Here is a 26,010-nt window from a genome sequence, read left to right as displayed (position 1 = left end):
ATGCCTGAGGCAGGTTAGGCATGAAGCGGTGGCCGTACAGGCCGCTGCAAGCACGACAGTTAATCCGTTCGCCAAGAGGCTGCGAGACGGTGCTTTCGGTAGGGACAGCCGCCAAACGTTTTTACGGCGACCGAAGGCGGAGCAGCTACTCACAGGTCACGAGGACACTTACCATGCATAAGAGAACACTGGCGTCACTGCATTACGAAAACATGCCTTACGATGGGGTGCGCTTTCATATTTTGAAACGGGAGACGCCGGGCCATACGGCGTTGCTGAAGTTGGATGCGGGCAGCCGACAACCGGCGCGTTTTCATCCGGGATGGGTGAAACTGATGGTGCTGAGCGGTGAACTGAAGGTTGACGATCAGACGCTGCAACCTCATGAGATGTTAATCATTCCTGCCAATACCGCCTATACGGTAGAGGCCATAACGGAAGTGATTTGTCTGGCGATTTCCGAGCTGGACGGCGCCGAACTGGCCCGTTGACGTATTGACAAGAAGGGATAGCGGAGAGCCTAGGCGCTCTCCCTATCCCTTCAGCATTGAGCCGCCCCCCAGGCTAAGCTACCTGCTGACTAGGCATAAACCTCCTGATTCAATCCACCGCGCTTTCCCTTTCCATCACTTTCGGCCTCCGTCGCCCCCGCAACGTTGCCGCCATTGTGCAGCGCATGCACAATGTCATCGCCCCGTTACCACGCAGAACGATGAAATGTGGGTGTCATAGTGAGTTTATTCGCATAAGGCCCCTGGTGTGGCTTGCGAGAACGTCACTATATGGAGGATCATGCGGCCTCTCTATCAAATAAAAGACATTCGCGTTATCAAAAGGGACAAACGACCATGGGATTCGAAGTCGACAACGCCGAAACGAAACGCATCAACCTGAGCAGCCACGAGAATTCCTCGTTCGAGGTGACAGGGCTGGTGAAACACTATCCGGCAGGCTTTGTCGTTCCTTTCCACTCGCATAAACGTTGCCATTTGCTCTATTCGCAACAGGGAGTGATGGCGGTCGAGGCGGGCAGCGGGCGTTGGATCGTGCCGCCAACCACCGCAGTCTGGCTGCGGCCGGGCGTGGAGCATCAACTGGTCATGCAGAGCAATATCTGCGTTTACGGGATTTTTGTCGATGAATTCACCGCCGCGCGGTTGCCGTTGCGCGACGGCGTTTTGCAGGTGTCACCGCTGCTGCGGGAGCTGATCGCCCAACTGGCGACGCTGGCACCCGAGGGCGAGGAAACCAAACGCCACGCGCTGCTCAGAGCGCTGTTCCTCGAGGAACTGAGCCTGCAGCCACAGCTGGCGCTGCATCTCCCTTGGCCGATGGAAGCGAGAATGGCCGCCATTTGCCGGCAGTTGGTCATCACGCCGGCCGACGATCGCGGCATTGAGATCTGGGCGGATTCACTGTCGATCAGCGCGAAAACCTTCCAGCGTCACTTTACTCAACAAACCGGCATCACCTTTGGCCAGTGGAAACAGCGTCTGCGGCTGCTGTCGTCCATTCCGCTGCTGTTGGCCGGCCACTCCATCATACACGCCGCTTTCGAAAGCGGTTATGAGAGCCACAGCGCCTATTCGGTGGCGTTTAAAAAACTGTTTGGCGTTTCGCCTTCGCGCTTTACGCTATAGCCGTATTGCAGAGCGCGCTTCTCCTATAGATTGAAGCAACCTAATGACGTATAAAGCAAAGCAGTCAACCTCCGAGGCCGCTTCCCGTGATAAAAATTGTCGTGTACCTGATTATCGCCGTGACGATCGCCATTATTGCGGCAAGAGTCATCTTTCGTTTGCCGGATATTTCGCAGCGTCTGCCGCAGGCGGCCTTGCCGGCGGATCCTGCCGCGCTATTGCCGGCGCGGGCCGCCGAACAGATGGCGGCACACCCCGGCCTGAGCGGCGTGGTGCCGCTGGTCAGCGGCCACGATGCGTTCGCCAGCCGCCTGGCGTTGGCGCGGATGGCGGAAAGGTCGATCGATGCCCAGTACTATATCTGGCATAACGACACCTCCGGGCAGATCCTGCTGAAAACCCTGTATGACGCGGCCCAACGCGGCGTGCGTGTGCGGCTGCTGCTGGACGATAACGGCGTTGCCATGGATGAGACGCTGGCGGCGCTGAACGCGCAGAAAAACGTCGAGATCCGTCTGTTCAACCCGTCTACCGTACGTACGCCGAAGCTGGCCGGTTACGCCTTCGACTTTATGCGCATGAACCGGCGTATGCATAACAAGTCCTACATCGTCGACGGCGCCGTGGCGATCATCGGCGGCCGCAACATTGGCGATGAGTATTTCCAGGTCGGCGACGAGAACTATTTCCTCGATCTCGACGTGTTGAGCGTCGGCAGCGTGGTGGCGGAGACCGCCGATGTCTTCGATCGCTACTGGAACAGCGCCTCGGTATTCGGCGTTGAGCAAATTATCCGGGGCCAGGGCAACCTCTCGGCATTCCTGACGCAGGCTGCCGCAACCGAAACCAGCGAGCGCGCCCGTAAATTGGCGGTGCAGCTGGAAACCAGTGCGGTGCGCTTTCGTGATGGCGCCGTGCAGCCGGAATTCACCCAGGTAGAGCTGGTGGCCGACGATCCGGCGAAGGGATTGGGCAAAGCGTCGCGCGATCGCTTGATGGTGACGCAACTGGGCAAGATCATCGGCGGCGTCAGCCGGCAATTGGATCTGGTCTCCGCCTATTTCGTGCCGGGGCGGGAAGGGGCAACCTTCTTTGAATCGCTTGCCAAGCAGGGAAAATCCATCCGCGTACTGACCAACGCGATGAACACCACCGACGTGCTGGTGGTCCACGCCGGCTACGCCAAATACCGGCGTGAGCTGCTGCAGGCGGGCGTCGAGCTGTTCGAGCTGAAGCTGCGCGCCGGGCAACCGACGGGGCGCAAGGAACTCAAGCCGCTGGGGCTGTCCGGTGCGGCGCTGCATGCTAAAACCTTCGCCATCGATGACAAACGGGTGTTTATCGGCTCGTTCAATTTCGATCCGCGCTCGGCGCACCTGAACTGCGAAATGGGATTCTTGATCGATAGCCCGTCGCTGGCGGCCGACACCCGCCAACTGTTTGATGGCCCGCTCGAATACGCCGCCTATCGGCCGGTATTGACACCCGAAGGCAAAATGGTGTGGAAAGAAGCCTTCGAAGACGGCCACACCCAGGTGCACCAGCAAGAACCCGGCGCCGGCTGGGTAAAACGCATCGTTCTTACCGTGGCCGGCTGGCTGCCTATCGAGTGGATGCTGTAACGCCGGCGAAGGCCGTCGCCACCCGGTGTAACAGCCGTTGCAAGGGAACCTCGCCCGCGATGATTGCGATGAGGCGCGCATCCTCAAACAGGGCGAGGGAGGGCACGGACTTGATGCCGAACGCAGGGGCGACCGTCGGCGCCTGCGCGACGTCAATGCGGCCGAAGGCGATCTCGTTGGCGTGACGGTGCAACTGTTCGACGATCCCCTGCATATTCTGACAAGGGCGGCACCAGGAGGCGGAAAAGTAGAGGATGGCCCGCTGCCCCTCGGGTTTGTCTGCGTCATAGAGGAAACGGGTCACCTCATGGGGCTCTGCCAGGTTCGTGATCGTCATGGCAGGCTCCTGACGATCTCTATCCCCATCCAAATCATCGTGACGATTTGCGTGAAAAAGAAAGCGAAGCGCCAGGTGGCGACTTTCTCCGTCTGCTCGAAACCGATGTGAACCAGACTCTGCGCCATGCGCGCGCCGAGCAGGGCCAGAGACAAGATATTCAGCGTCGTGCTTTCCACCTGAAATACGGCTATCGCTACAACGAGGGCGGTATAAACCGGCAAATTTTCAATGCAGTTGCGATGCGCCGCAATGGCGCGCTGGTAGCCATCGCTGCCCTGCGGTTTGTTCGCTTGCCATTCGCTGACCGTGGCGCGGCCGGTTAAAATTCGGGACCAGCGATAAACACCGACGGTGCCGAATAGAATCAATAATGTCCAGCCGGCAAACGCCAGCAGTACCAGGGTTGGCATATTCATAACGCATTCTCACTTGTGTTGGGAAAGAGCCTGCGGCCTCAGGGAGAGCCGCTCGGCTTGAATATAAGGTTATATTAGAATTGTATAAATTAGCAATATCTAATTTAATAGATGCTAATGTAATGCTGTGCCGGCGCCTGAAAGCCGCTATAATGCGGCTGAATGATGACGGGGCCGTGATTGACCATGAATGCAAAAGCTAAGCAGGATCCCTTTTTGAATGAAGGGGCGATTGAAGCCGCCAGGCTGTTGAAAGCGATAGGCAACGAACACCGCTTGCTGGTGCTTTGCCTGCTATTGAAACACGATGAGATCGCCGTGGGGGAGTTACAACAGTTGGTGCCGCTCAGCCAATCGGCGCTGTCGCAGCACCTGGCGAAAATGCGCAATGAAGGTCTGGTAACGTACCGACGCGAAGCGCAAACCCTGTTTTACCGCATCGATGACCCAAACGTGGCGAAAGTGATCGCCACGCTCAGAGAGATTTACGCGCCGAAGTGAGGGGGCCGGCGATCGCCGCTTTGACGCCGGCGAAGTGCGTCGGGACTAGCGCACTTCTCGCGTTGCGGCCAACAAGGCTTGTAACGAAGGCGCTTCGACCAGATTCTCGATGCAGGCCATCAGTTTTCGCGCATTGAGGCGTAATCCCTCACTGGGTGATTGCGCACAGCAGTGAAGAAATTTCTCACGAATATCCTGCATGTCGGCCGGATTCTCCGGCCAGCCGCGGCCAAACTCGGCCTCGAGCCGCAGCGTATCACCCTGCTCCGGCGTGATGTGTAGTTCGAAGCGGTCAAACCTATCGAAGGCATGTTGTTCATGAACTTCGATACGCTGCGCCAGAGCAACGACCGTAGGTTCTGTCGCTGAAGCCGCGCTGAATTCACGTGCGCTGGCCTGGCCGCGCAGCAGCGCATTGGCGATGATGTAACGCGCGCTGAACTGCGCATCGATTTCGGCCGTTTTCTGCGGCTCGTATGGCGCGCCGCAGACCATGCGCATGGTCGGCGAGGCATGCAGAGTGATCTTCGCCCGTGCGGGATCGGACAACTGCCGATGCGGGCCGTCGTTCAACAGCGCTTCGGTCAGCGCCAGCAGAATGCTGCAGTGCGGGTAGAGTTTGAAACAGGTCGCTTCTTCACCCAGAAAGGCGGAGCCCAATTGGTGGGTCAGCAATCCCAGGTCGGGTTCGCCCGGGGCATAGAGATTGAAAAATCCGTTCTCGCCGCTCAGGACGCGTTTAGGGCCACTTATTCCAGCCTGCGCCATTAAAACCGCTTCCAGCGCATGGCGAGCCACCAATCCCTGGCTGATACGTACCGCCAGCGTCTTGTCCTGGTAGTGTTGGAAGGTGCCGATGCCAAAATCGAAAGCCAGGCCGATAGCGTCGGTAAAGGCGTGCAGGTCCAGGCGCAACAGGCGGGCGGCGATCGCTGCGCCGGAAAATAGGCCGAGGATGTTCGAGTCGAATCCGCGGTAGAAAAAGCCGTTCGCCTGCGCGGCGAGGTTGATGCGTTGAGCGAAGTCTTGCCCAACGGCCAACGCAGCCAAGGTGTCGAGGCCGGAAGCGCCCGACAGTTCCGCAGCCGCCAGGGCCACAGGAATATCCGAGGAGCTGGGGTGCCAGCCAGGAGAAAGCACGTCGCAATAATCGAGCGCGCGAGCGCGTACGGCGTTGACAAACGCCGCCTGAGGCGCGGCGAGCCGTTCTTCGCTGCCGATAATGCTGGCTTCGGCGTTGCCGCTCCAGCGTCTGGCCAGCGACAGCGCCGCGTCAACGCCGCTTTGATCGTAGCCGGCGGCGAGACAGCCAAGATTATCCATGAGCCGTTTACACTGGAATGCCAGGACGGCGGGGGGAATCATGCACGCATCTACCTGCGAAGCGAAAGCGATCAATTCTTCGATCGGGTCGACCGATAATTTTGTCATGTTCATTCCTCGTTCAGTCGTTCAGGTGACTTGTTCAGCACGGCGTTTCCGGCCTGAGGATGCAGACGGAAACGCGGATGTAGCATGATCAGCAGCCACACGGTCATCACGATGCTGAGTAATCCGGCACACAGCATGGCGATCCCGAAACCATCGGCGAAGGCGCTGTGCGTCAGCGCTTGCATGCGGCTCGCGCTCAATGCATCAACGGCCGTTTGCTGTTGTTCGATGACCGCCGTCCGGGCGATTGCGGCGGCCTGTTCCACGCCTTGCGTTTGCAAAGCCGCAGTCAAGGTAGTCACCGCTTTCATGCTCATCAGCGTGCCCAACAAGGCGATGCCCAGCGTCATGCCGGTTTGTCGCAGCGCGTTCATCGTTGCCGACGCCATCCCGGAACGTTGCGGCGCAACGGTGCGCATCACCAAGGCGCTTGTCGCCGGCATGGACAGCCCCATGCCGAAACCGAGCAGGGCCAAATAGAGCGCCACCAGAGCGTAAGGCGAATCGGCGTGCAGTTGCGTCAGCAACAGCAGGGCAACGCCCATCAGGCCATAACCGACGATCATCAGCGAGTTCACGCTCAGTTTGGCGGACAGGCGGCCAAAACCGGAAGCGGCCAGCGCCATGGCGAGAAATTCCGGCGCCATGCGCCAACCGGTGTCGGCGGGGCTCCAGCCCTGGGCTTGTTGCAGGAATAGCGAGACGAAGAAGACGCTGCTGTAAGCGGAAAAACCGAGTACAAAAGAGGCGAGGTTATAGCCGCTAAAATCGGCGTTGCGAAACAGGCTCAGCTGCAGCAAGGGGCGTTTGACCCGCGTTTCCACCCAGAGAAACAGCGCAAACAGCGCCAGGGCGGCGTACAACGGAAAACGCGATTGCACACTGTGCCAACCGAATTCTCCGGCGGCAATCAGCCCGTAGGTCAGCGCGCCAAGCCACAAGATGCTCAACCCTTGCCCCAGCGGGTCAAGCGCAGCGTGCTCAGGATGCGAGCTTTCTCGCAGCCCCCAACCGCCCAATATCAACGCGACGATCCCAACCGGAATGTTGATCCAGAAGATGCCTGGCCAACCGGTGGTATGCACCAGCAAGCCGCCCAAAACCGGGCCAATCACCAGCGAAAGGGCATTGACCGAAGACCAGATCCCGATCGCGCGGGTGCGCAACTGTTCCTCCGGAAAAGCATGAGTCAATAACGACAATGCCCCAGGGATAACGGCTGCGCCGGCGATCCCTTGTATCACCCGGCCCGTCAGCAGCATGCCGAGAGAGGAGGCGAATGCGCAAACGATCGAACCGACGGTAAACAATGCAACGCCGTACAGCCAAATACGCTTGCGGCCAAATCTGTCGCCCAGCGGACCGGAGGAAAGGATTAACGCGGAAAGGCAAAGGGCATAGGCGTCAACGACCCACTGCAGGCCCGACATGTCGGTTTGTAGCGATTCCAGCATCGTGGGCAGCGCCACATTGACAATGCTGATATCAAGCGACGCCATAAATGTACCCAGACAGATGGCGGCAACGAGCGAAATCCTGCGCATACCGGACATAGTGGGGCTCCTTATTGAGATGGGGGTGATAGTGAAAACTATTCTCATCCTATATTATGACTGACCGTCGGTCAATGGAGCGTAAATATTGATTTCACTGAGATAGGCCGGCTGGTCAATGGCAACAACATTGGTTACGATGGCCGCTGGACTCCTAGTGGATGTTGATATGAAGACAAAAGAGAAGATGAAAGAAACACAGCCTCGAACCAAACCGGCGGAAGTGCGCTTGGATGAATTGATGGATGCGGCGCAGAAGCTGTTTATCGAAAAAGGGTTTGAAGCGACCACCATCAGCGATATCGTCCGCGACGCCAACGTCGCCAAAGGGACCTTCTACCACTATTTTCCGTCCAAAAATGAAATGTTGTCCGCTTTACGTATACGTTTCACCAATCACTTTATCGAGAAAATTCAGCTGGCTATCGATGAATGCGCGCCGGATGACTGGTTGGCGCGTCTGAGAGCCTGGTGTGATGCCGGCGTGGCGACCTATTTTGAAGGCATGGAACTGCACGATGCGTTGTATCACGATCATCATTATCATACCCGAGGCAATCAGGATCGTGATGCCGTGCTGGAGCAGATCCTGACGATTTTAAACGATGGCGCAGCGGCGGGCGCCTGGCGTCTGGAGAATCCGCATCTGACCGCCATCTTGATGTATCACGGCATGCATGGTGCCGTGGATGACGTCATGGTCAACCCCGACGCCGACCGCCAAGGGCTGGGGCCTGCGCTGGCGCAGGAATTCATGCGTTTGCTGGGATGTCGCTGATCGTTTACGGCGCCGCCTTGAGCGACACCCAGTAACCGGGCTGATACGGAATGGGAAGAAATCGGGCGAAGAGTTCAGCAAAAGTCGCTTCGGGATCAACGCCGGCGAACAGCGACGGATGGAACCAAGTGGCCAGACGTTCGATCGCGACGAAATTAAAAGGGTGATCGTAAAACGGGTGCCAGATGGCGTACGCCTGTCCGTTCTTTGCCGCGGCCAGGGTGCGATAAGCCGGGCGTCGCATCAATTTTTCCAGCCGCGTTTTTGCCAGCGTCAAATCTGCGCCTGGCCCAAGGTTGATCCAGTCACCGTGGGGCGAGTAATGACTCCAGTTGCTGCCGGTCACGACGATTTTATCGGGCCGGGAAGCGATCACCGTTTCCTGACTCAATGCGCCGTAAACGCCGTGAATATGCGTCTGAGCCAAATTGAATCCTCCTGCGCTATCCACCATCTCGCCGTAGTTGCCATTGCCCCAAGACAGGCAGCAATCCTCGTATAATCCGGCGGCGCGCTCCATCATTATGCGTGGGCGCGGCGGAGCCCGTTTCATCAGCGTGTCGCGGATCGTATCGAGATGACGCTGGCGGAAGCGAATCAGGCTATGTGCACTTTGCGGATTATCAAACAGCTGCCCCATGATGGCGATGCTTCTGGCGCTGTTGTTCATCAGGCCGATGCTCATATCGACAAACACCACGGGGATGTTCGCCGCCGTAAGCTTAGCCATCAGGCCGCTCGTTTCCAGCACAGAACGCGTATTCGCGTTGAGCAATATGGCTTCGGGCCGCAAAGCGATCAACCTTTCCAGATCGAATTGCATTTGCTGCACGCCGGCGAAGGCCGGCAGCTTGGCCAGTTCGGGAAAATAGCGCAGATACAGCCGGTAGCTGTCCAGGTCGGCGGTGCGGAAATTGTCTCGCCAACCCACCAGTTTTTCCATCGGCGCGCGTGGGTTGAGCGCCGCAACGGTATAAAACAGGTTGCCTTCCGCCAGGAAAATACGCCGCAGAGGATAGCGTAAAGTCACCGTACGCCCGACGATATCGGTCACGATCTGTGTATCAGCCTGGGCGCGCAGAGAGCGTGAAGGCGAAGAAAGTGCCAGCAAAGCGGCCACCTGAAGAAAACGTCGTCTGTGCATCAGAAATACCAGCTTATCGAACCGATGATGCGGCGTTCGATGCCGATGCTGCAGTAAGGCGCACTGGTGCAACTGGCGATGTAAGATTTGTTGGTCAGGTTGTTGACCGTCAATCCCAGCTCCAGATTATACAGACGAGGATCCCAGGCACCCGGCGTATAGCGAACGGTCATATCGCCGAGCCAAACGGCGGGCACTTTGAAGGTGTTGGCGCCATCTCCCCAACTGGCCCCCAGGTAGCGGGTACCGCCACCGATCAGCAGCCCCTGCAGCGGCCCTTTAGTAAAGCGATAGTCCAGCCACATCGAGCCGGTCTGCGCCGGAACCCCCACCGGATGTTTCCCCTGCGTGCTATCGTTAGCCTCAGTCACGACGTTGTTGACCCAGGCATAGGACAGCATCAGATTAAGGTTATCGGTCACCGCCGCCCGTGATTCCAGCTCCACGCCGCGAGAACGCACTTCACCCGTTTGGGTGTAATAACTGGGATTAAGGGGATCGATGGTGTTCACATCGCGCTGCGTCAGTTGGTAGACCGCCAGGCTGGTCATCGTTGCGCTGCCGGGTGGCTGCAGTTTCATCCCCATCTCATACTGAGTGGAATGGGTTGGCTTGAACGGCGTGCCTTGAGCGTTTGTGCCGGTCAACGGATCGAAGGCGGTAGAGACGCTGGCCCACGGCGCCAGGCCATTGTCGAACGGGTAGCTCAACCCGGCGCGATAGCTCCAGGCTGCGTCATTGGTTTGCGTTTGAGTATGGGCCAGATTGTCACTGGTACGCATGCGTGACCAGTCATGACGGCCGCCCAACAACAAATGCCATCCGCGCCAGCTGGCTTCGTCCTGTCCGTATAAGCCCGTGCGCTGGAAGCGTTGCGTTGTCGACGTGCGTGAAACCGGGATAGGTTCGAATGAAGGGCGGTACTGTTCGGACCAGGGATCAAACGTCACGGTTTGCGATCCCCACCAGTCTTTATCCAATTTACCGGCCTGAAAGTCGATCCCGGCCAATCCCTGATGGACGATGGCGCCGGTAACGAGTGTCGTCTCGGCCTGGTTATCCATCACGATGCTGTCCGCCTGACTCGGTGCGTCCTGATAAACCGCCGTCAAAAGTCCCTCGTCCGGCGTGATGGCGCGCGTAAAATCGCGCCGCACCGTCGAGTCTACGTGGGAATAGCGCAGGTTTTGCTTTAGGCGCCAGCGATCGTTCAATTCGAATTCAAGCAGCGAGGTCATATCGTATTGCGTACGGCTCGAGTGCTCGTGCGCGGGATCGCTGTAATTTCTATCGGTATCTATCTTGCCGTGCGGATTGGGCAACAGCCCCAAAACCTGGGCGGGAAGGGTGTTGTAATAGCCTGATTGGGGTTCGCGAAGATAGTGAGCCAACACGGTCCAGCGCGTGCGATCATTGGGTTGCCAGGTGATTGCGGGCGCCAGAAAGAGGCGCTTTTGCCTGGTGTCTTCGATCTGCGAACCGCGCGTGGCCGCCAGGCCATCGAAGCGGTACACCCACCGTTCGTCATCGGTCAGCGCGCCGGTGGAATCGAGGCTGAGGGCGTGCGAGCGGTCATTGCCGACATCCCATTTAAGCTGATTCGACTCGGCGGTGGAAGGGCGTCGGGAAATCATATTAATTACGCCGCCGGCGCCCCCCTGGCCGTATAACGAGGATGAAGGGCCATGCAAGACTTCAACGCTTTGCACTCCCCAGGTTTCAATTTGCGGTCCCCAAATGCCGGTATTGCCGATGACGCGCAATCCATCCAGGTAGTAGTCGGCCTCAAAACCGCGCATTTTGGCGAAGTCCACGCCGCTGGAAAAGGCGCCGAAACGTTCCACGGCAACGCCGGCGCTGTAGCGCAACGCCTGGCTAACCGTGTCGGCCGACTGCACGTCCATTTGCTGGCGATTGACCACCGAGACAAATTGCGGCACGTCGACCAACGGTGACCGGGTTTTGGTCGCCACCGTCGCTTGCTGTGCGGCATAACCCTGTGGGGCATTGTCTGAGGAGGAACCCTCTGCGACCACCCAGATCGACTCTTCATCGGCCGCCAGGGTCAGGCAGGGCATCATGCCCAGCAATAACGGGCAAAGATAAGCCTTCCGCAGGCGAAATTCGTTGAATTTATTCAAAAAAAATCCCTCTTTAAGTAAGAGTCTCGCTGCGAGGGCGGGAGTCTGGTCATCTCAGGCAAGCGTTAAAATACTCATTGACCGACTGACGGTCAATATGAATAATTATCAATACCATTTAACGATTGGATAACATTATGAAGACTCTGGATGATTTGTTGGCGCTGTTGGCTGAGGTGGGGGTACCTGAAGATGTGCTGCAAGAGGCGGATGGCAGCTGGCAGTTGCGTCAAGATTTAGCACTCAGTTCGGCGGAAACGGTGGCATTGCAAGCCCTGCTGAAAGCCCGCTGTGTTAACGCGCCATCGCTGTGGGGAGGGCGAGACTATTCATTAGAACAGCTTATTTCTGAAATGTCATAAGCAAGTATAAAAAAAGTATTATTTATAATGTGTTGTTTATAAAGGAGATTAAAACGACATGATAGGGGTGAAACATAAGATCTACAAATAATTAACGCCAAGGTAATTGACTGACGGTCGGTCATGGTGTTTGATGTCGGCCAGAAAATGAAGTGTTTTTGAGTCCGTTTTGCTTTTCATTCTGAGCCAATACAGAAGTGATGGCGCCGCCTGACCGAGGTGCCGAAAGCTGTTTGTTTAACGAATTGTGATTGAGAAAGATAACAGTCAAACAGTGAGTTAACTCATTATGGAGTCGCTATGGTTAGTGTTGAGGATTCGATCAACCAACGTTTATTGCTGGCCCTTCAACAACATGGACAGCGCTCGGCGCTTTTTGAACACGGGGAGGTTTACACTTACGACTGGCTGAACGGTGCGGTGGCTTCAGCCGCTTTGAAGCTGTGTCAATTGGGCGTGGTGAAGGGCGATCGGATCGCCTATCAATTGCGCAACACCCGTGAAGCGGTTGTCATCATGCTCTCTTCGTTGATGCTCGGTGCGATCCCGGTGCCGATATTACCCTCTTATCGAGAAAAAGAGCTGAGGCACATTCTGCATCTGACGGCGCCAAAAGTATTTGCCCTGCAGCGAGGTTCCCGTCGCTATCACCCACTTGCCGCTTTGCAGACGCTGTTGGCCGAAGGTCTCAATATCGATGTGATATTGGTCGAAGACTACGATGACGCCGGGCACGACACTCGTTACCTAAACCTGCAACATTTCTGTTCGCCTTTGACGCCCGCGCCGCCACTTCACGCCGCCACCATGACGCCCTCGGATACCGCCGTCATGTTGCTTTCGAGCGGCACCACCGGTTTACCTAAAGCGATTGCCCGTAAAAATGGCGGCTACAGCTATATGATCGAGTGCGGCTGTGACGTGTTTGCTTTAGACAGCCATTCGGTCTATTTCGCCGCGATGCCGGTTTCGCATGGGTTTGTCATCAATTGCCCCGGCATACTCGGTACGCTTTCTCGCGGCGGCGCCGTTGCGCTCGCCGACGCCCCGTCGGCGGAAACGGCGTTGGACGTGATCGAGCAATGCGGCGTGACGCACACCACGCTGGTGCCTGCGTTGCTGTCTCAATGGAGCGAACTGCAGCGGCAAACGCCGCGCGACCTGACGTCTTTGTGGCATGTTCAGGTGGGTGGCGCCAGGGTGACGCCTGAGCTAGCGGCCTCCGCCTCCCGCAACCTCGGCATTACCCTGCAGCAGTGCTATGGCATGAGCGAAGGGCTGCTGTGTTTTAACTCGATTGACGATGATGACACTCTGCGATTCAGCTCTCAGGGCCGGCCGTTGAGCCCGCATGATGAAGTACTGATCGTCGACGAAAACGGCCGTCCTTTGCCCGTGGGCAAATCAGGCGAACTGATCACCCGCGGCCCTTATACGCTCACCGAGTATTACCAAAATCCCCAGGCTAATCGTAGCGCGTTTACGGCGGACGGCTTCTACCGTACCGGCGACCTGGCGCACGTCGATGCCGCGGGCAACATTTTCATCGACGGCCGCGTAAACGACTCGATCAACCGCGGGGGAGAGAAATTCAGTCCCAATGAGATAGAGGAGTTGGCTGAACAGCATCCTGCCGTGGTGCGAGCCGCCTGCGTTGGTATGCCGGACGATCTCTACGGTGAGGTGCCTTGTCTGTTTGTCACCAGCACAGATACCACTCTGACTCTCAGCGCATTGCGCCGCTTCTTTGAGAAAGAAGGGCTGGCGGCGTTCAAGGCGCCGGAGCGGCTGATTGTCATCGATACCATTCCGATGAAAGGGATCGGCAAGATAGATCGCGTGACGTTGCGCGACATGCTGCGCCAGGAACAGACGGTCAAAAATACGGCGGGGTTGAACTCATGACGCCATTGCGCACGTCTCTCGGTTGCGTGGTGAGGCTCAGCCGCCCATGCAGTTCACCGGTCAGCAAACAATTGGTCGTATTTCCACATGCCGGCGGCGGCGTTGCGTTCTACCAGCACTGGCGTGATCTGCTGCCGGACGAGGTGGATCTGTTCATCGTGCAGTACCCCGGGCGAGAAGACGCGCAAGACGCGCCGGCTTGGGAAACGGCGCAGCGAGCCATTACGCGCTGCGTTGATGCGCTGCATTCTTCGCTGGGCATCGCGCCGGTGGTGATTTTCGGTCATAGCATGGGCGCGCTGTTTGCCCTGCAGGTTGCCGCGGCGTTACAAGCGTCGCGTTTTAACATCGACGCCGTGTTGTCGGCCCAGCGCGCCCCCTCTGAACTGAAAATACTTCAACAGGAAAGCCTGCGGCAAGAGGTGTTGGGCGACATCCTGACATTCAGTGAAAGCAGCGGCGCACTGTCGCTGGATGAGATCACTCGCCCGCTTGTCACCCGCTTGATACAGCAAGATCTACAGCTGTTGGGCGCGCTCAGCGCAGAACCTTTGCCCGACATGCAGCCACGCATTTTGGGCGGCGATAACGATCCGTTGGTTAGCCGCGCCGCGCTGTCGCTGTGGGAAAAAGAACTCCCCGGCAGCCGGGTGCAATTCCTCGCGGGCGATCACTTTTATTTCGCGCAGGACACCGCTGCGTTTCTCCGCCAGCTGCTCCGGTAACGCTGGCTTATTTGTCAACGTATGGCTTTAAAGGAACCTCTGATGAATTTTGAGCTGTTTAACCCACAGGATTGCGCACCGGATACGGAGAAAGCCTTCGCTCTGTTCCCCCAGTTGAAAAAATTCTATGCGACGTTAGGCAATACCCCGCTGGTTGAAGTGCCGTCGCCAAAGGGAAAGGCGTCGATTTACGCCAAGTTTGAGTTTGAGAATCCGTTTGGCTCGGTGAAAGACCGCACCGCGTTCGGTCTGTTTTGCGATGCCATCAATCAACACGACTTCGCCGCCGGTGAATTGAAGTTGCTCGATTCCTCGGGGGGCAATATGGCGAAAGCCCTGGCCAAACTCGGCAATATGTGCGGGATAGCGGTGCAAGTGGTGATCCCGGATTCGTCTCCGCAACCGCTTATCGACACGTTAAAAGCCGATAAAGCCATCGTTACTCTGGTCGATCGCAATCAGTTCCTGCTCGGCGTCATTGCACGCAGCCAGCAGATTGCGCATGAAGATGGCAGTTGGACGCTGCTTTCTCAGCATCTTAACCTGGTCAACACCGCCGTACATCAGCATGCGACGGGCGCAGAGATTCGCCGGCAGCTGGAGGGTGAGCGCATCGACGGTTGGGTATCGGCGGTAGGGACCGGCGGGACCTTGTCGGGGGTGGCCGCCGCGTTGCGGCAGGATAACCCACAGCTGATCGTGTGGGGCAGCACGCCGCGCGAACTGCCTTACGGTACGCTGTCTGCGCCGAACGGTGAACCTAAATTTGCCGGAGCCGGCGGGTTGGGCTTCGGTTTCCGTCAGCCTTTCATCAGTAAGTTGATGCCGCAGGAACCGCCTTTCAATCCGGTTTCCTATCGGGAAGCGCTCAGCGCGATGCACGAATTCCATCAGTTGACCGGCGTTAAAATCGGCGCATCTTCCGCCGCCAACTGGAAAACGGCCTGTAAGCTGGCAGAAACGCTGAGTGCGGATCAACGGGTTGTCACACTCTTTGCCGACGCCGGTTCCGATATCGATCGAGAAAAAGGGCGCGAGTGGTTCAAACAATCTGAAGCCTTGACCGTTTAATAACGTCTAAAAGGAATATTTCATGGAAATTATACAGGGCAATAATAATGTATTGTCTGAGCTGATCGCGCTTGGCGATTATGTTCGCCAGTTAATAAGTTCAGGTAAAGAGGCCAACGATATTGAGCATATTTTGGCGACGAAAGACGGCTATAACAATGCCACCGTGCTTTCCGTTATCGAAATGGCAAATATTACCTTTAAAGCAAAAGCGGATAATGTCCCTAACGTTGGCGATGCCAATTCACATATCGATCGGTTGGTGGATAAGCAGGGGCATGATATCGGCACGATGAAGGGCCAGGGGTGGAAAATCGCCTCACTGCCGGACGACAGCGTGGTTTCCTGGTACCACGAGACGGCCGAGACGCCGCTGGGGCGAATCGAAACCGCCGGCATTTGGAATTCCAGTGCGATTTGGGCGGGGCAATGGCAATCGTTGTTCGCCGCCGGCGTTAGCGGGGATGTCATGGGGAAGATCGGCGTTCGTCAGCTCTATCAGGATATTCCGCGAGAAAAATATCTGACGCTGATCGTCCTGTTGCCGCTGGATCAGATTAAAAGCTTAATTAAAAAATAATTTTATCAAACACACACAATATCCATTACGAGGGATAGGTATGCACACGTCGGTACACTGGGATGTCATTATTATCGGCGCTGGCCCCATCGGGCTGGCCGCCGCATGGAATTATGCGCGAGAGCATCGCGACCATAAGGTTTTGGTCCTGGAACAACATGCGTTATTTACGCAACTGGCCGGCACCAGCGGGGAGGAGCGCCATTGGCGTTTGCAATATTCGGAGCTGGAAATATTCCGCCTTACCCTGGAGGCCGACAAATTGTGGCGGCAGCTGGAACAACAGGCGGACAGAAAACTGATCCACCGCATTGGCAGCCTATGGTTCGGCGATGCGGATGTCTGGACCAATGAGGGGCAAATCCGCCAAACCATGCTTTCAATGGATGAAATGAGGTTGCCTTATGAACGTCTGACGATGCGTGAAATCGAACGGCGCTATGGTTTCACCGGCTTGGACAGCAACTATGAAGGTTTCTTGCAGCAAGACGGCGGCGTGATCGACGTTAAAGGCACCCTGGCGTCGCTTTACTCGCTGGCCAGCGAAGCCGGCGTGGAGTTCCAGTTCCAGCAATGTGTGAAGGCCGTGGAGCCCGATGCTCGGGGCGCAACGGTGCTGACGACGCAAAACCGTTATCGCGCCCGTAAAGTCCTGGTTGCCAGTGGGCCGGGCAGCAAGAAACTGCTGCGCCAGTTGGATATTGAACTTGCGCTTTCTACCTATGAGATGGCCTGCATCAGCATGCTGCGCAGCCAGCGCCTGGGAGCCAACGATCCCTTCTGGTTTGCTTTCCAACCGCCGGTGGAGAGCGACAGCAACCTGTTTTATGGCTTCCCGCCCAACCCTTGGTCCGTCAATGGGTTTGATCGGCTGGGGACCGATTTCGAAGTGGATCCGATCACCGAAGCCAATGCGCCTGGCTATAGGGCAAACCCGCAGCACGTGGAGCGCGCGTTGGAGTTTGCCCGCCGGCATATGCCGTTCCTCGAACCGGATAAACAGCATTCCGCTGCAAGCTGTCTGGCCGTGTTGCCCACCGATCCGGCGCGCCAATTCTATCTCGACAGCGCCAAGGGCCGCTGCCACGGCGGCGAACATCTGGTGGTCTCGGCAGGGGGATGGGCGTTCAAATTTACGCCTCTGATGGGGCAAATTTGCGCCGATCTGCTGGCGGAACGAGAGCCCCGTTGGGACATCAGCGCATTGCGTTTCTGAGCGGAGAACCTTCATGCAGCAGGTGAACAGCAATGAACGGGATATCGCCCTGGTTGGCATGGCCTGCCGTTTCCCGGGTGCCGAGGACATCGAAAGCTGGTGGCATAATTTGATCAACGGTGTCGAATCCCTGGTTCGCGTCGATAACGATCGGGATGATGCCGTCGACAAGGGATATATTCCCGTCGCCGCGCCTGTGGCCGGCGACATATCTCGCTTTGATGCAGGATTCTTCGGTATTAGCGCGCGCGATGCGCTGCTGATGGATCCCCAGCAGCGGCTCTTTTTGGAATGCGCCTGGCACGCGCTGGAAAGCGCCGGTGTGACACCGGGGGAACTTGAGGATACCGGGCTGTTCGCCGGCTGTAGCAGCTCTGACTATTTACGTCAGGCGCAAGGATCCGAGCTACTCGATAAACTCAATCCTTCGCCGTTCGAGCGGCAAATAATGAGCGATAAAGATTACCTCACCAGCAGGGTGGCCTGGCATCTGGGCATCGGGGGGCCGGTGTGCAACGTGCAAGCCGCCTGCGCCACTTCGCTGGTGGCGGTATACGAAGCGGTCCACGCCTTGCGCAGCGGCCGTTGCAACCTGGCGTTAGCAGGCGCTTGTACCCTAAGGATCCCGCAAAACGACGGCTATTTTGCGCAGCAAGGCATGGTGTTTTCCACCGATGGGCACTGCCGGCCATTTTCCGCAGATGCCAGCGGTACGGTATTCGGCAGCGGCGTCGGTGTGGTGGTGTTGAAGCGCCTGAGTGATGCGCTGGCGGCCGGCGATAACGTCGTCGCGGTGATCAAAGGCGTGGCGATGAATAATGACGGCGCGCGCAAAGTCAGTTTTACCACCACCAGTTTGCATGGCCAGCAACGCCTGCTGCGCCAGGCGATGGACGATGCCCGGTTGACGCCTGAGGATTTTCGCGCCATCGAAGCCCACGGTACGGGCACTCTGGCCGGCGATCCCATCGAATTCGAGGCGCTGAACGGCGTTTTCCGAGAGCATACGACACGACGGGGGTTCTGCGCCATCGGCGCAGTCAAGGCTAACGTCGGGCACCTGGAAACCTGCGCCGGCATGGCGGGATTGATTAAGGCCGCCCTGCAAATTCAGCATGGCTGGCTCACGCCGCAGATCAACGTTGGCTCACCGAATCCGGAAATGGCATTGGCGGAGAGTCCGTTTGAGTTTATCTGTTCCGCTCAACGGTGGGATCGCGAGGATCCGCGCCAGGCCATCGGCGTCAGCGCATTCGGTATTGGCGGTACGAATGCGCATGTCGTACTGGCGAGGCCGCCTGTCATGCCGCCGGCGCGAACAGCGGCCTCATTGTCCTCCACCGTCGTACCGATCAGCGCACAGTCAGAACAGGCCTGGCATCGGCTGGTAAAACGCTATCTGCAGCGACCGCACGGCGAAAACGACGAACGCTTGGCCTGGAGCGCGCAAAGCGGAAGAAAGTCGCTGCGCTATCGCGGCACCTTGCAGATAGACGATCGGGGCGCGTTGAGCGTGAAAGAAAACATGATGGATACGGGGAAAGGGCGCTTGTCGGTAGTTTTCCAATTCCCTGGCCAGGGAAGCCAGTTTATCGGTATGGCCAGCGATTTGATGGCGCAGGATGCGACCTTCAGAAAACTGATGAACGACAAACTGCAGATAGTGCAAACGCAAGCCGCACTGGATCTCTCGGCGTTATTTACCGGAGAGGCCGCACCCGAGTCGATTAACGATACCGCGTTGACGCAGCCCGCGCTGATCGCCGTCGAAATCTCCATGGCCGAACTGCTGATGCATTACGGCGTCGAGCCGGATTGGGTCATTGGGCACAGCCTCGGCGAAATTGCGGCGGCCTGGGCCGCTGGGGTGTTCTCGGTGCAAGAGGCGCTGGTTTTCGCCGCTCATCGTGGGCGTCTGATGGCCGGGTTGCCGTCCGGGATGATGTTGGCGGTAGAGCTGAGCGTTCAACAGGTTCAGCCCTGGTTGAGTCATCAGCTATCGCTGGCGGCAGAAAACAGTGATGACGGCTGCGTGCTGTCCGGCACCGCTGAAGCCATTCGCGCTTGCGAACGCCAGATGCGAGACCGAGGCGTGCGATGCAAAGCCTTGAATGTTTCACATGCGTTTCATTCGACCCTGATGGATCCCATTCTTGACGAGCTGGCCGATATTGCGCCGCCGCCGGGTGAATCGGCGACGGGGGTACGTTACGTCTCCGCCTTGCTGGCGACCGAAGTCGAATGTTCGGCGCTTGACGGCCGCTATTGGGCGCGTCATGCCCGTGAACCGGTCAATTACCACCGCGCCTTGCAGCAGCTACCGCAGCGCGGCAAGACGTTGTTTATCGAAGTTGGGCCGGGTTCGACGCTCACGGCGTTGGTTGCACAGCTGAAATCCGCCGGTTCTGTGACCGCGGTGCGAACCTTGCCGCGTCGCGACGAAGCGCAGAATGAAGGTGCCGTATGGATCCAGGCGCTGCAAAAAATCTGGCGCGCCAGCGTCAACGTTAACTGGCGCCGCCTGTGGCAACTGCCGCCTTCGCGCATCGCATTGCCGATGTATCCCTTCGATCCGGCGCACTGGTGGTTGGGCGAACGGGACAGGCAGGGGCCGCAAGCCGAGCGAACGCCGGCGGCAACAAGCCAGTCAGATCCCCAGATGGCGCGTATCTGGCGCGTTTGGGGGGATGTGACCGGCGTGAACCCCGATTCTAACCACTGTGACTTTTTTGACGCCGGCGGGCAGTCGCTGATGGCGCTGCGCCTGCTGGCGATGTTGGAGCAAGAGTTTGGCAAGGCAATAGGGATGGCCGATTTTCTTAAGCGGCCTACGCCGTGGGGCATTAAACAACAGTTGGACCAGGCTGGAGCATTCGAGCAAGATTCTCATTAAAACAGGATGGCAAATTATGTCAGTTAACAATGAATTGCTGAATACACATAACCAATACCAGATAGAAACGGTCGTAATCGATGACGAAACGTCATTCACCCTGGCTTACTCGTCGCAGATCAAGCTGCTACCGGCCAATGGCGGTATCCGTTGGCGAAACTATGCGTCCCGGCAGCAGCAGGAAGAGGAGGCGATCATGCTGGCGCAGCGCATGTCGCTGAAGCACGGGCTGTACAATACCGGCTTCAGCGGCGGCAAAATCGTGGTGAACAGCAAACGTTCTCCCCAAGAGCAACCGGCAGTGCTTGAAGCGATAGGCGCTCTGCTCAATCGCTATGGCGGCACCATGTTTACGGGATGCGATATCAATACCGGCAATCGAGAGATGGACTATCTGCGGCAGTTTACGCCGTGGATCCTGAATGCCATGGACAGCCCACAAGTCGATACATCGGTGGCAACCGGCTACGGCGTCTGGAGTTCGATGAAAAAAGTGTTGACGCTGAGGCTCAATCATTTGCCTCGCGCGCGCATTGCCATTCACGGTATGGGCAAGGTCGGCACTGAAGTGGCGAAACAAAGCCTGCTGTTTGGTTGTGAGGTGACGGCCTATGACATCAACCCCGCAGCGCAATTTCCTGCGGGGGTGCGCCGCGTGAGCGAAGAGGAACTTTGGGCGCAACCCAGCGAGGTGCTGTGCATCGCGTCGATGTCCAACGTATTGAATGCACAGAATATTGAACAGCTGAATACCCGCTGGGTGGTGAGCAGCGCCAACTCACCGTTTAATACGCCACAGGCTGAACAGCGGCTGTTGGCGCGCGGTATTCACTATCTGCCGGACTACGTCAGCAACGCCGGCGCAGTGATCTGCGACAGCATCGAAATGGCGTTTACCGACCGTTATAACCAAATGAACCAGGAGCAGGTCAACGCCTATGTTCACTCCGTGATTGGCGCCAAGACGGAGGAGTTGCTGCAGCGCGCTCAACTGCTCAATTGCGATATTGGACAATTGTTGCAACCGATCAAATCCGCCGCCATGGTGGCGTAAGAAATGGGCCGGGGAGCCTGCGCTTTCCCGGCCTCGGCATTTTTAACGGGCACATAACTCCATGATTATTGTAAAAGACGCTTTGCGTTGCAAAGTAGAGGCCGAATCGCAAGGGCGTCGCACCGTGCTTTACACCGCAAGTGGGCAGCCCAGCTATATGCATGTGATACCTCGTTTTACGCTGCAAGAGGTCACATCAGGGTTAGGCGAGGCGGTTCATCCGGCGTTTATCGTCAACGGTCAGCGAAAAGAGGCTTTCTTCTACGGCTGTTACCCCGGCACGCTGATCCATGGCGAACTGGTCAGCCAACCTGAGACGGCCCCGGCCAGCTGGCATGACCTGGCCGCATTTCGACAGGCGGCGGCTCGCAATGGACGCGGCTGGCACATTGGCACCAACGCCGAATGGGCCGCGTTGATGTTCTGGTGCCGTCATCATGGCTGGCCGGAGTTAGGCAATACCGAGAGTGGGCGATCGCATCGCGATCGACGCCAGTATGGCAAGCGATGTGACGGCGGTGTCGTGGGCGATGAGCAGGGCGATCCGACAACGTTTACCGCATCCGGTCCGGCTGCCTGGTATCATGACGGTACGCCGCACGGTATTGGCGATCTCTGCGGCAACCTTTGGGAATGGCAACACGGGCTGAAATTGGTCGCGGGGGAAATCCTGCTTTTACCGGACAATGACGCCGCGATGCCGATGACCGATAATGAAGACGAACGCTGGCGCGCGGTCGAGCTGGCAACAGGCGAGTGGCTACCTCCCGGCAGCCCGGGAACCGCAAAATTCGATGCTTCATCGCCGAGTCTTACCGGCAATGCCGGCACGCCGCGCATTTCGGACCGTATCCGGCATTTCAACGGCGATCCGCATGACAATGGGTATCCGCCAGGTTTGATGGATGATGAGTTCGGGCGTATTGGTGCGGCAAGTGGAGAGTCGGTGCCGGATATATTGAAAATCCTCGGCGTTGTACCGCATCACCGGTGTGCGGACGGCGATCAGGTTTATCTGCGCAACTACGGCGAACGCATGCTGATGCGAGGCGGCGCCTGGTATTCCGGTGCGGGTGCCGGGCTGAGAACGCTGTGCCTGAGCCATGGCGCTGGGCATGCCAGTGCGACGGTGGGCGCCCGGCCGGTATGGTGTTTGTAAGCGGTTGGCAATTCACTGGGTGGCGCAGCGGCCGTGGCCGCTGCGCAGGATATTTATTGGCTGAGGGTTTGCTGCAGCGCCTGAACGGAAGAGGCGATGCCGGCATCGACCGACATGGTCAAGTCTTCCATTTCCAGTGACACCCAGTCGTTGTAACCCATCATGCGCACCACCGAGAAGAATTCCTTCCACCACTGCAGATCCCGGCCGCAGCCGACGGCGACATAATTCCAGGCCCGGTCAGCTACCTCGTCTATCGGTTTGGTCTCCAGCAGCCCGTTAACCTCGACGACGCCGCGCTCAAGGCGTACGTCTTTGCCGTGCACATGGTGAATGGCGGGCCCAAGGGCGCGGGCCACCGCGATGGGATCTGCGCCCATCCAGATCAAGTGGCTGGGATCGAGGTTCAGACCCACCATCGGGCCAACGGCCTCTCGCAGCCGGAACAGCGTTTCCGGGTTCCACACCAGCATGGCGCTGAAGTTTTCCAGCGCAAAGCGCTCGACGCCGCACGCTTTGGCTCGGGCGACCAGCGCCTGCCAATAGGGGATCGCCACCTCATTCCATTGATAGTCCAGACAGTTTTTCACCGTAGGGGGCCAGCTGACGGTATAGGTGATCCAGTTGGGGATGGTGTCATGCGGGCTGGCCGGGGGCAGGCCGCTCATCATGACGATCTTCTTCACCCCCAGCAGGCCGGCCAGCTCCAGCGTATTGTCGGTTTGGCGCAGATGGCGCTGCCCCAGCTCGCCCGGATCGAGCGGATTGCCGGAGACATTGAGCGCGGCGATCTCCATGCCGCGGCTGGCCAGGGCCTGCTGCAGCTGCCGGCGTTTGGCCGGGTTGGCCAGCAGATCGTCGGTATCCAGATGGGGCGCCGGAGACCAGCCGCCGGTGGTCATTTCCACGCCGCGCACCCCCAGCTCCAGCAACCGATCCAGCATCGGCTCGAAGGGCAAATGGCCCAGGCTGTCGGTACAGAATGAAAGTTTCATGGTGCTTTCCTTATTGGTAATTAACCCAGGTGGCGCCGTTGTCGGCGGAACGAACGCAGTTTTCAATCCAGCGCACGCCTTCCAATCCGGCGTCGATATCCGGATAGATCAGCGCGGCCAGCGTCTGCCGATCGCCGCGCTGGCTGGCGCTGATGGCGATGGCGAACTTGAGGTAGATATTGGCCCAGGATTCGGCCAGCCCTTCGGTATGCAGCGCGCCGAGCCGCTCTTCGGCCAGGGCGCTGTCGTCCAGATAGGGCATGCCGTGGTGCAGGATCTGGTTGGGCCGCCCCTGGATCTCATGGCGCAATTCGCCGGGGGCAGCGTCGCTCCACTGCAGGCTGGCGCGTGCGCCCACCACGCGAATGCTTTGGCTGTCCATCGCGCCCGCGTTGATGGCGGAGGCCCACATGCGGCCGACGGCGCCGTTTTCGTAGTGCATCAGCACCATGGCATTGTCTTCCAGCGGGGCGCGGGAAGGGATAAAGCTCTGGCGATCGCACAGCAGGGAGGCAATTTTCATGTCGGGCATCACCAGCTGTGAGATGTAGAAGGTGTGGGTAGAAATATCACCCAGAACAAAGGAGGGGCCGGCGATTTTCGGATCGACGCGCCACTTTTGCGCCTCGAACGTGTCCGCGCTTTCGTTGGCGTTGAAGCCATGGGTGTACTGCAATTCGACCATGCGTATTTCGCCGATGTCGCCGTTCGCGATCATGGCGCGCATCTGCATCAGCAGCGGATGCCCGGAGAAGCCGTAGGTTACGCCGACGATCAGGCCTTTCTCCGCCGCCAGCGCCTTGATTTCTCTCGCCTCCGCCGTAGTGAAGAACAGCGGTTTTTCGCAGATGACATGCAGGCCGGCATTCAGCGCGGCGCGCGTGATTTCATAGTGGGTGCCGTTAGGGGTGGCGATGGTCACCACCTCAACACCATCTTCGCGGTAGGCCTCTTGTTTCAGCAACTGCTGATAGTCGTCATAGCAGCGTTCAGCGGGCACGCCGAGATTGACGCCAAACTCACGCCCGCGCGCCGCGTCGATATCAAAAGCGCCGGCAACCAGCCGATAGGCGGTATTGTCGCGCAGTGCGCCGGAACGGTGCTTGTAGCCCACCTGACTGAGGCGGCCGCCGCCGATCATCGCCCAACGCAGCGGGCGAGGGATGCTTCTTTCACCATTTAACATGCTGACTCCTGATACTGTGGTTTTGCACTCGGGTGCAAAGTGGGTTGAAAAAGAGAGTGGCAACGGTTTATTTCTGGTTCATTTGCGCAAATTGCGGGTAGTTTTCTCGCGTCACGGTGGCATAAGGCACCCAGTTGTAAGACTCGGTTTTGGCGTGATCCAACATCGCTCGGGTCACTTGCACCGCGCCGATCGCCTGGGCTTTGGCATCCTGGAAAATGGTCACCGCCAGGTCGCCGTTTTTGATAAATTGCAGGCCGTCGGGCGTGCCATCGATACCGGCAACCAGTACGCCGTTCTTTTTGGCCTGCTTCAGCGCCATGATCGCGCCGATGGCCATCTCATCGTTGTTGGCGGCGATCGCATCGATCGGTACGCCGTTCAGCAACCAGCCGGAGACCACGTCGACCGCTTCATTGCGTTGCCATTTCGCAGTCTGTTTCTCTACCACTTTCAGCTCTTTGTGTTTGGCGATCACCGCCTCCACCGCGCGGGTGCGCTCGCGGGTTTCTTCGTTGGAGAGGGCGCCCATCAGGATCGCCACGTTGCCGCGGTAATTCATTTTTTTCGCCAGAGCCTCCATCTGCAGGCGACCGCTGAGCGCCGAATCGGAGCCGACGTAGGCCGTCGCGCCGCTCAGCGGCACTTCGGGTTTGCGGTTGACGAAGATAAGGGGGATAGCGGCGCGTTGGGCGGCCGCTATCATCGGCTGAACGCCTTGCGTATCGACCGGGTTGAGGATAATGGCGTCCACGCCCTGATTAATCAGATCGTCTACCTGCTGCACCTGCAGGGCGACATCGCCTTTGGCATCAACGAACTGGCCTTGCAGCTGCTGCGCAACCAGTTCCCGCGCCATTTGGCTGCGCAGGATAGAGACGAAGTTGAGATCGAAGTTGGCCAGCGCCACGCCGACCTGGTAGGTCTTGGCCTGGGCGGTCACGACAAACAGCGAGCAGGCTAACATCAACAACAGTCTGGTTTTTTTCATTACGGTATCCTGTTGAGAAGAGAGGTGTTATGTAAAAACAGTGTTTTGCAACCGGGTGCAAAACAGGAGACAAAACGGCGATGAGTCTCTGAATGCCACCGTGAATGTCGGCCATGGATAAAATTTGGTCAACAGGGGAAAGGTGAAAACAGCGCGGACGATCACAAACTCTTTATGTTTTGCACCCGGTTGCATAACAAATTGCAATCGGGTGCAAAAACGGGACATAATCGCAGCAGGTATGCCGGCAGGCGCTTAGGGGATCTGAGCGAGCAGGGTATAGTGTGACTTCACCGAAGCAGGGATC

Annotated in this window: 23 protein-coding genes; 14 read left to right on the top strand and 9 right to left on the bottom strand. The window is 57.9% G+C overall.

The window, feature by feature from the left end; all coding sequences use genetic code 11:
- Positions 1 to 173 precede the first annotated feature (173 nt).
- The 3 genes from J0X03_RS11830 to J0X03_RS11820 all read left to right on the top strand — a co-directional run bounded on the left by J0X03_RS11830 (position 174) and on the right by J0X03_RS11820 (position 3,262).
- The gene (locus J0X03_RS11830; RefSeq protein WP_033643078.1) at positions 174 to 491 is read left to right on the top strand and encodes a cupin domain-containing protein; all 318 of its coding nucleotides are present in this window, start codon (positions 174 to 176) and stop codon (positions 489 to 491) included.
- 357 nt (positions 492 to 848) lie between these two features.
- A complete protein-coding gene (locus J0X03_RS11825; protein ID WP_033643079.1) occupies positions 849 to 1,640 on the top strand; it encodes an AraC family transcriptional regulator in 792 nt (263 codons plus the stop codon).
- An 86-nt stretch (positions 1,641 to 1,726) separates the two neighbouring features.
- On the top strand, positions 1,727 to 3,262 hold the full coding sequence (locus J0X03_RS11820) for a phospholipase D family protein (RefSeq protein ID WP_160204300.1): 1,536 nt from the start codon (positions 1,727 to 1,729) through the stop codon (positions 3,260 to 3,262).
- Here the strand turns inward: J0X03_RS11820 and J0X03_RS11815 are convergent.
- Together J0X03_RS11815 and J0X03_RS11810 are read right to left on the bottom strand one after the other, a co-directional pair.
- Complete coding sequence (locus J0X03_RS11815) at positions 3,243 to 3,599, bottom strand: thioredoxin family protein (protein ID WP_050594418.1); 357 nt, start codon at positions 3,597 to 3,599, stop codon at positions 3,243 to 3,245. The genes J0X03_RS11820 and J0X03_RS11815 overlap by 20 nt on opposite strands.
- Positions 3,596 to 4,018, bottom strand: a complete 423-nt coding sequence (locus J0X03_RS11810) for an MAPEG family protein (protein WP_129993072.1) — start codon at positions 4,016 to 4,018, stop codon at positions 3,596 to 3,598. The genes J0X03_RS11815 and J0X03_RS11810 overlap by 4 nt, the downstream gene beginning before the upstream one ends.
- 186 nt (positions 4,019 to 4,204) lie before the next feature.
- Here J0X03_RS11810 and J0X03_RS11805 point away from each other — a divergent pair, with 186 nt between their 5' ends.
- Positions 4,205 to 4,519, top strand: coding sequence for an ArsR/SmtB family transcription factor (locus J0X03_RS11805; RefSeq protein WP_033643082.1), 315 nt, complete (start codon positions 4,205 to 4,207; stop codon positions 4,517 to 4,519).
- A 45-nt stretch (positions 4,520 to 4,564) separates the two neighbouring features.
- Here the strand turns inward: J0X03_RS11805 and J0X03_RS11800 are convergent, their stop codons facing one another.
- Positions 4,565 to 5,950 (bottom strand): MmgE/PrpD family protein, encoded by a 1,386-nt coding sequence (locus J0X03_RS11800; protein ID WP_033650510.1) that lies wholly within the window; start codon positions 5,948 to 5,950, stop codon positions 4,565 to 4,567.
- 2 nt (positions 5,951 to 5,952) lie between these two features.
- On the bottom strand, positions 5,953 to 7,449 hold the full coding sequence (locus tag J0X03_RS11795; RefSeq protein WP_230079600.1) for an MFS transporter: 1,497 nt from the start codon (positions 7,447 to 7,449) through the stop codon (positions 5,953 to 5,955).
- A gap of 223 nt (positions 7,450 to 7,672) precedes the next feature.
- Between J0X03_RS11795 and J0X03_RS11790 the strand changes: the two genes are divergently transcribed.
- Complete coding sequence (locus J0X03_RS11790) at positions 7,673 to 8,281, top strand: TetR/AcrR family transcriptional regulator (RefSeq protein WP_033643085.1); 609 nt, start codon at positions 7,673 to 7,675, stop codon at positions 8,279 to 8,281.
- 4 nt (positions 8,282 to 8,285) lie between these two features.
- Here J0X03_RS11790 and J0X03_RS11785 read toward each other — a convergent pair whose 3' ends face one another.
- Both J0X03_RS11785 and J0X03_RS11780 read right to left on the bottom strand, forming a co-directional pair.
- Entirely contained in the window at positions 8,286 to 9,425 is a 1,140-nt protein-coding gene (locus tag J0X03_RS11785) for an ABC transporter substrate-binding protein (protein WP_160204301.1), read from the bottom strand.
- Entirely contained in the window at positions 9,425 to 11,566 is a 2,142-nt protein-coding gene (locus tag J0X03_RS11780) for a TonB-dependent siderophore receptor (RefSeq protein WP_160204302.1), read from the bottom strand. The genes J0X03_RS11785 and J0X03_RS11780 overlap by 1 nt, the downstream gene beginning before the upstream one ends.
- A 137-nt stretch (positions 11,567 to 11,703) precedes the next feature.
- Here J0X03_RS11780 and J0X03_RS11775 point away from each other — a divergent pair, with 137 nt between their 5' ends.
- The 9 genes from J0X03_RS11775 (at position 11,704) to J0X03_RS11735 (ending at position 22,531) form a co-directional block, all read left to right on the top strand.
- Positions 11,704 to 11,928, top strand: a complete 225-nt coding sequence (locus J0X03_RS11775; protein WP_033643087.1) for a hypothetical protein — start codon at positions 11,704 to 11,706, stop codon at positions 11,926 to 11,928.
- A gap of 300 nt (positions 11,929 to 12,228) precedes the next feature.
- The gene (locus J0X03_RS11770) at positions 12,229 to 13,833 is read left to right on the top strand and encodes an AMP-binding protein (RefSeq protein ID WP_160204303.1); all 1,605 of its coding nucleotides are present in this window, start codon (positions 12,229 to 12,231) and stop codon (positions 13,831 to 13,833) included.
- A complete protein-coding gene (locus J0X03_RS11765; RefSeq protein ID WP_033643089.1) occupies positions 13,830 to 14,558 on the top strand; it encodes a thioesterase II family protein in 729 nt (242 codons plus the stop codon). Before J0X03_RS11770 ends, J0X03_RS11765 begins: the two co-directional genes overlap by 4 nt.
- Before the next feature lie 42 nt (positions 14,559 to 14,600).
- Positions 14,601 to 15,629: a PLP-dependent cysteine synthase family protein gene (locus J0X03_RS11760; RefSeq protein WP_033643090.1), complete on the top strand. Its 1,029-nt coding sequence runs from the start codon at positions 14,601 to 14,603 to the stop codon at positions 15,627 to 15,629.
- 22 nt (positions 15,630 to 15,651) lie between these two features.
- Positions 15,652 to 16,209, top strand: a complete 558-nt coding sequence (locus tag J0X03_RS11755) for an allene oxide cyclase barrel-like domain-containing protein (protein WP_050440105.1) — start codon at positions 15,652 to 15,654, stop codon at positions 16,207 to 16,209.
- 40 nt (positions 16,210 to 16,249) lie between these two features.
- Entirely contained in the window at positions 16,250 to 17,425 is a 1,176-nt protein-coding gene (locus J0X03_RS11750) for an NAD(P)/FAD-dependent oxidoreductase (protein WP_033643091.1), read from the top strand.
- A 13-nt stretch (positions 17,426 to 17,438) separates the two neighbouring features.
- Positions 17,439 to 20,318 (top strand): type I polyketide synthase, encoded by a 2,880-nt coding sequence (locus tag J0X03_RS11745; protein WP_129993069.1) that lies wholly within the window; start codon positions 17,439 to 17,441, stop codon positions 20,316 to 20,318.
- Positions 20,319 to 20,334: 16 nt separating this feature from the next.
- Entirely contained in the window at positions 20,335 to 21,372 is a 1,038-nt protein-coding gene (locus J0X03_RS11740; protein ID WP_033643093.1) for a Glu/Leu/Phe/Val dehydrogenase dimerization domain-containing protein, read from the top strand.
- 61 nt (positions 21,373 to 21,433) lie between these two features.
- The gene (locus tag J0X03_RS11735; RefSeq protein ID WP_160204304.1) at positions 21,434 to 22,531 is read left to right on the top strand and encodes a hypothetical protein; all 1,098 of its coding nucleotides are present in this window, start codon (positions 21,434 to 21,436) and stop codon (positions 22,529 to 22,531) included.
- Positions 22,532 to 22,584: 53 nt separating this feature from the next.
- Here J0X03_RS11735 and J0X03_RS11730 read toward each other — a convergent pair whose 3' ends face one another.
- The 3 genes from J0X03_RS11730 to J0X03_RS11720 form a co-directional block, all read right to left on the bottom strand.
- Positions 22,585 to 23,526, bottom strand: a complete 942-nt coding sequence (locus J0X03_RS11730; RefSeq protein ID WP_033643095.1) for a sugar phosphate isomerase/epimerase family protein — start codon at positions 23,524 to 23,526, stop codon at positions 22,585 to 22,587.
- Positions 23,527 to 23,536: 10 nt separating this feature from the next.
- The gene (locus J0X03_RS11725; protein ID WP_160204305.1) at positions 23,537 to 24,712 is read right to left on the bottom strand and encodes a Gfo/Idh/MocA family protein; all 1,176 of its coding nucleotides are present in this window, start codon (positions 24,710 to 24,712) and stop codon (positions 23,537 to 23,539) included.
- Between the two features lie 67 nt (positions 24,713 to 24,779).
- Positions 24,780 to 25,703, bottom strand: a complete 924-nt coding sequence (locus tag J0X03_RS11720) for a substrate-binding domain-containing protein (RefSeq protein ID WP_033650386.1) — start codon at positions 25,701 to 25,703, stop codon at positions 24,780 to 24,782.
- Positions 25,704 to 26,010: the final 307 nt, after the last annotated feature.

The organism is Serratia ureilytica (assembly GCF_017309605.1).
Taxonomy (GTDB): domain Bacteria; phylum Pseudomonadota; class Gammaproteobacteria; order Enterobacterales; family Enterobacteriaceae; genus Serratia; species Serratia ureilytica.
The sequence above is the reverse complement of the archived record's forward strand: the minus strand, read 5'-3'. Positions and strand labels throughout refer to the sequence as shown.